The 5,780-nt window shown below is 43.0% G+C and carries 6 protein-coding genes; 1 reads left to right on the top strand and 5 read right to left on the bottom strand.

Annotated features, from left to right (window positions below):
* The 3 genes from A3757_RS14805 to A3757_RS14795 all read right to left on the bottom strand — a co-directional run.
* On the bottom strand, nt 1–1,790 hold a 1,790-nt coding region (locus A3757_RS14805), incomplete at its 3' end, for a hypothetical protein (protein ID WP_156506332.1).
* 43 nt (nt 1,791–1,833) lie between these two features.
* Nucleotides 1,834–2,679, bottom strand: coding sequence for a molecular chaperone (locus A3757_RS14800; protein ID WP_068554368.1), 846 nt, complete (start codon nt 2,677–2,679; stop codon nt 1,834–1,836).
* Nucleotides 2,680–2,827: 148 nt separating this feature from the next.
* Complete coding sequence (locus tag A3757_RS14795) at nt 2,828–3,325, bottom strand: DUF4402 domain-containing protein (RefSeq protein WP_068554366.1); 498 nt, start codon at nt 3,323–3,325, stop codon at nt 2,828–2,830.
* A 668-nt stretch (nt 3,326–3,993) separates the two neighbouring features.
* On the opposite strand from A3757_RS14795, the gene A3757_RS14790 reads away from it, so the two are divergent.
* Entirely contained in the window at nt 3,994–4,470 is a 477-nt protein-coding gene (locus A3757_RS14790; protein ID WP_068554364.1) for a hypothetical protein, read from the top strand.
* A gap of 33 nt (nt 4,471–4,503) precedes the next feature.
* Here A3757_RS14790 and A3757_RS14785 read toward each other — a convergent pair whose 3' ends face one another.
* Entirely contained in the window at nt 4,504–5,433 is a 930-nt protein-coding gene (locus tag A3757_RS14785; RefSeq protein ID WP_068511800.1) for a class I SAM-dependent methyltransferase, read from the bottom strand.
* Nucleotides 5,434–5,534: 101 nt separating this feature from the next.
* Nucleotides 5,535–5,780: methyl-accepting chemotaxis protein (locus A3757_RS14780; protein ID WP_369819553.1), on the bottom strand; the 246-nt coding region annotated here is incomplete at its 5' end.

The raw sequence follows: 5,780 nt of genomic DNA, 5'->3' as shown, positions 1-5,780 counted from the left end.
CAGCTATGCCAGCGCCTGGTTGCGCTTAACGTGGTGATAAGAGAGTCTTCCACGTCATCTATATTATTGTGTGAGTAATTGATTAGATTGGCAATTTGGGTCTGACCAATGCGTGTGCTTAAGCGTTTAGAAAGTTGCCATTGTTCCTGTGCATTAGCATATTGAGCATGTTGAAGCTCCAGGTCGTAGGATATATCTTGTGACCAGATATCTGCCCAAAGACCATTGATTCGTAGTTTGCTATCCAGCTCCAGTTTCCCATCCGGGTTCTTATCACTAATGAAGTCTGTATATTTTTCTAAATCAAAGTTGATATTGGTATTAAGCAAGCGGGTCTTGTATGCAAGTGACCATGCGTGGCCGCTTTGCTGGTCAGAGACATATTTCAATTGTCCAAAACCTCCACCAAGCGAAGCGAAAAAGCCCAAGCTTGTATAGAGATGTTCTATCTCGTTGTCTATGGGGGTAAAGCGGCTGAGGGCACCTTGAATGGTGAGATAGTCGTTAAGCCCTGCGTTAAATTCAGACATAAAAAAAGATGAGGACTCGTCAAGCTCCTCTTCCTCAAGGCTAAGCAGGCGCTGGTTTCTATTTAGAGCATAGAGTTGAAAGTCCCACAAACCTTTGGCCAGCATTTGACCTCCGACCGTGATTTTTTTCTGTTCGCTTCGATATTGTCCCTGGGGCCCATAGATACGAATATCAAAGATGTTCTCTCCTAAATATGTAGAAATTTTGTCAAAGCGATATTGGCCATTGCTAGATGTGCTTGTGAAGTCAATTAAAGCGCCATTTCGATAAAGCTCAACTTCCCAGCCCGGCGGTGCATCGCCTTCTAGAAGTAGGTCACTGCTTTGTTCTTGGAGTGCATTGCTGCCGCGCTTTAAGTGGACACCGCTGCCACTAACGGAGCCGGAAAGCAAAGCACTGGAATGACTGTTTACGTCACCAAACTTATATTGATCGATACCCAGAAATAATCGTTGCTCTGGCCCGCTTGCCGCTTTGCTAAAGGTAAGTCTAAGGTCTTGAGCCCCATCTTGGTTAACATAACTGGTTTGTAGAGAGTGTTTCAGAATATCCATGACACCCTGAACAGTAGCCGAACTGTATTGGCTGATATCTGCCTCATACCTGCCCGTCAGATCGTTATATTTCTCAAAGCGCTCTGCACTGTGTGAAAACTCAATATCAAACGAAGGGGAACCAAGCCAGTCGTATTCATTGGGAAGGTAGTCGTGAGCCGTTTGAGCTTTAGCTTGTGGCTTTAGCTTGGCTCTTTTCTGGGCTCGCAGCTTTTGTGTCACGATTGGTAGTGGACTTGAGGACGATAGTTTAAGTTCAAGTTGCGAGACATCCAGCAGTAAGCTGAGGTCGAACCATCGCTCGATGCTTTTTAAATTAATATATAAATCAAAACCATCAAGTGCATACTGAAAATCTTTTGGCCAGGTTTGGCGTTCGCCTTTGAGAAAAACACTTTTCTGATTGATGTCGAGAGAAAAGTTTCGGTCTTCTGAAATAAACCAGCCATCAAGCGACAGCGAATCCAAATTTAGCGTTAGAGGAAAATCCAGAGAATCTATCAACCCTTGTACGGGAATAAATGTATTCTCGGGTGTTTGATAGACGAAAAGAGATTCTTCGAGTAATAGCTGATCGTAACTTAATTGAACGATCAGTATATTATCCTCTGCCAACTCAACAGGTTCTGGAGGGAGCTCTGCAAAAGCATGCTCCCATACAGCTAAGTAAACGAGAAAAATCGAGAGGCCGGCATAGCGTGGCATATTAGGTAAAATCCATCTTACGTTATAAGAGTCTGCCAGGTGTCTAGAATGTTATTGTTTGCTCGATGACATTGCTGCCACCAAACTTTTCGTCCTCAGTAAAGCGTAGAAGATATTCTTTTCCAGTTAATGATGCCGCTTGGCTCAAGCGGACTTTGACTAGTCGTTTTAAAGTTGGAGTATATAAAGCGATACCTCGAATAAAGCCTATGCGGGAGCCAAGTTGCTCACCGTTCTTCTCATATAGTTCCACGTTCCCATAGAGAGAAAAATTTCCTTGGCGATGTAGCGAGAAGTGGAGCTCTTCTACTTGCTCGTTTTGCACGATTGGCTGAATGTCAGAGATGCTTGCAGTGGTCGTAGAAGCGCCTTTTCTGACGATTACGGGGATTGCTAGTTTTAATACTGGCTGAACGGCAAGGTTTAGTTGGATATCTTCATCGTTCTTTGGGGTAGCCGGAGAGTTCGCGTCAGCTTTTTGCGGGATCTGTTTAAGAACCAGGTGAGATAGATATTCCCCTTCTGCCAAACCTTTAGGGCGTCGAGCAGCGATACGAATTGTTTGAGATCCACCGGCAGGAATATCAACTCGGCGAGGGGAGTAACGAATCATATCGCCTGCATAGGGCCCACCTTGTTCCGGGTTTTCTATGTCAACGATACTACCGTCTTCTTTCATATACTTATGCTCAAAGTATATTTGGTATCGTCCTGCTTTATCATCAGTGTTTAGCAAGTCCAGGCTTGCACTTCTTTCTCGGTCTTGTAACACGATGCGCTGAGGGTTCAGCACTAGCCCGGCAGAGACTTGAAATGAGATGAGTAAGGTGAATAGAGTTAATAAGGTGTTCTTGAAAAGCCAAAGGCTAGGTTTGTTTCTCTGTTTCATGTTGGTTCGTATAACGTTTTCGGTCAGTGTTTATTAGATGGTTTATTTTGCTGGCGCAATAATGAAGCAATCGGGCAAACAGTTAAATACCGAAAAGCAAAAAAGGCGCTAAATGCGCCTTTTTTAAACATATAACACTTAATTGTGCTTACTGGTAAGTAACTTCTACTTGATACTCTACAGAGTTAACACCGTTTGACAAAGCCAGAGCACCGTTAGCAACGGTTAGTGTTCCACCTAGAGATAATGCATGGTTAGTTTGTAGAGTTACGCCCGTAAGAGTTGTTGCACCTTCACCGTTATCGAGCATTGCTGGTGCAAAGGACAGTTCAGATGCGCCTGAAGTACCTGCAGTTAAAGCAATATCGACTTGTTGACCGTCGGTTCCAGCCACATTAATCGCGGCCAATGTACCGTTACCAGAGCCGAAGCATGCAGCGCCTGAACGTGCACCGCCTGTAGTGATAGTACAAGTATCTGAGTCGCTAGCTAGAACGTCACCTAGATCCATTTGAGTCGCTTCAGTTAATGAAATTGGCTGAACCAGGTTTAGTGAAGCGTTGAATGTATCTGCAGTAGCGGTACCTGCGATAAGACCAGAGATCATTGTTGCTGCAATTGCTGATTTTTTAAATAATGTTTTCATGGATAGTATTCCCAGTTTTAAAATTGATTCATTTATAAGGCTGCTTCGTTTCGTTGTCTGTTAGCATTGAACAAAGTCAGCATTTGGCGATATTCGCCGTTTGTTAAATATTAAAGTAGCTGGATTTGTGCTTTTGGCGCCAGCCTTACATCCCTTCTATAACGAGAGAGTTAACTCGCTATATGATGTACTGCGTTTTACATTGTTTTGCATTTCAAACGCTTATGATTTCACTGTAGCTAAGTTTTTTAGTTTGCCAGCTTGAATTTCAGCCCTTTTTGTATCGCTTTGTGACAATAGGTTTTGGGAATGTATCTATACGTCTCAATTGTTGTTCTGGTGTTTCTTATAGCAAACTCTTATAAGTGCTTGTGTAACGAAATTCGAAATTTAGGGGGAATTCATACTTAAGAGACTTCTTATAAAAGGTTTTTTAAGTTATTAAAAAATAGGAATAATCGTAATTTTAATTGTGTAGAAATATTTCTGTTTGTAATGAAATATTTCTGTATACTTTGCGCACCGTAAGTATTATGTGATGTGATTGCGGGTTATGGGTGTTCGATTCGTTCTCTGGGTACATTGAAAACTCAGGTTGGTAGAATTGAGAGCGGACTATAAAGGATTAACGTTCTGCTGGTGATATGCCGGTACACATACAGAAAGATATGAAGATAAATAAAACAATACCTGTAGTGGGTGCCCTTATACTTTTGTGCAGTGCCTTATCGTTTAGGGTTCAAGCACAGGTCATAATTGAAGAACTGCAGCAGGCAGAATTACCTTTAGCTTTAATACCTGATGCACGTAAGAAAATAGTCTTAAAGCCAAACGGAAACTTAGCTGCTGCGACCAATGCTGATATTGTCGGCGGTCATGCGGTATCGGGTCACTATAGAATCTCTAGCGATACTGAGCAGTCAATTACGATTGATGTGATGAGTACTGAGGACGATCCTAAGATTGTGCTAAAGAACTTTAAGCTGAAGTATCAGGGCGTCACGTATAAAAAACCTCCCGTTACAGGTTTGCCTTCTCCTGGCAGTGGCGAAGACTTATTTATTGGCTTTACCGTGATATTGAAATCCGGGGCCGGTGAAGGAGAGCGCTTCCTTTCTTACACCATCGATGTAATAGAAGAATAGCTGACTCAGTTTAGGTGATTTGCCCTCTCTATATTATAAGCTCACTGCAATGAGTTTTAAGCCTTTGCTAGGGTCGTTTTCTTTGATCTCTGCACAGCTATCTATGATGGTCATTTCTTTGGTTTCTGGGAAACAGTCGCCCAGTTCATCTTTAAACTGCTGATGTGTAACATGCGGATTGTTGAGACTGACAAGTAAAGTGCCATTCTCGTTCAGGCAATCCTTGCACCAGCCAAGTAGTCGCTTGTAGTCCTGCCAGCCTCGAAAGGCCTTTTTTTGGTAGGGCGGGGGATCGGTAATAATCAAGTCAAAGGGGCCGTAAGAAGAAAATTGTTTGCGTGACTTCAATATATCCCGTTTTACAAAATTCGCTTTACCCTGACTGATTCCGTTGAGATTATGATTACGCTGAGCTGTTCGGAGTGCGCCAGCAGACATATCCATATTAATAACTTTCTTGGCGCCACCTTCTAGGGCAAACAAGGAAAATATGCTGGTATAAGAGAACAGGTTCAACACAGACTTGTCCTGTGCATTTTCTTCAACCCATTGCCAACCTGCACGCATATCCAGGAACACGCCGGTGTTTCGGTTTTTTCCTAGGCTCACATGGCTTTTAAGCTTGTCGCTCAGTTTAGCGGTATGCTCAATCGGGAGTTCACACTCGCTTCGTTGGTAGAGAATAGATGTTTCTAACTCAGGCCAACTGCGTGTTTGTATGATGATCGCTGAAATATACAGATTGTTGTCAAATACTTTTTTGAGACTTGCGGCGATATCATCACTAAGACTTTCTGAAAAGTTTTGCACAAATAAATAGGGCGGGTACCACTCAATATTCAGACTGCTTAGCGCTTCAAAGTATTTACCTCTGCCATGGAAAACGCGAGCCGCTCTATCTTGGTAGCGAGATAGATTGCTAAGTAGTTCTTGTTGAAGAATATCGTTCGTTTGTGCTGACATATAGTGGTTCGTTTTTATCTAGGTTTGAGACTTTGGTGCAAAAAAAGGGGAGTCAAATGACTCCCCTTTCGGTTTAGGCTGCGAATTATGCCACAGACAGACTAGGTTCTGAAGAAACGAACCAATTGTTGCATCTTACTCGCCTGGTCACTCATAGACCTTGACGCAGCGGCAGTTTCTTCAACCAATGCTGCGTTTTGTTGTGTCATCTCATCCATTTGCGAAATGGCCTGGTTGATCTGTCCAATTCCGTTAGATTGTTCTTTGGCAGCAACATTGACGCTTTCTATACGGCGTGCAACTTGCTCTACGGAGTGGACGATGCCATTTAAGGTTTCACCTGTCTG

The organism is Oleiphilus sp. HI0117 (assembly GCF_001635235.1).
This window is presented reverse-complemented; position numbering and strand designations above follow the sequence as displayed.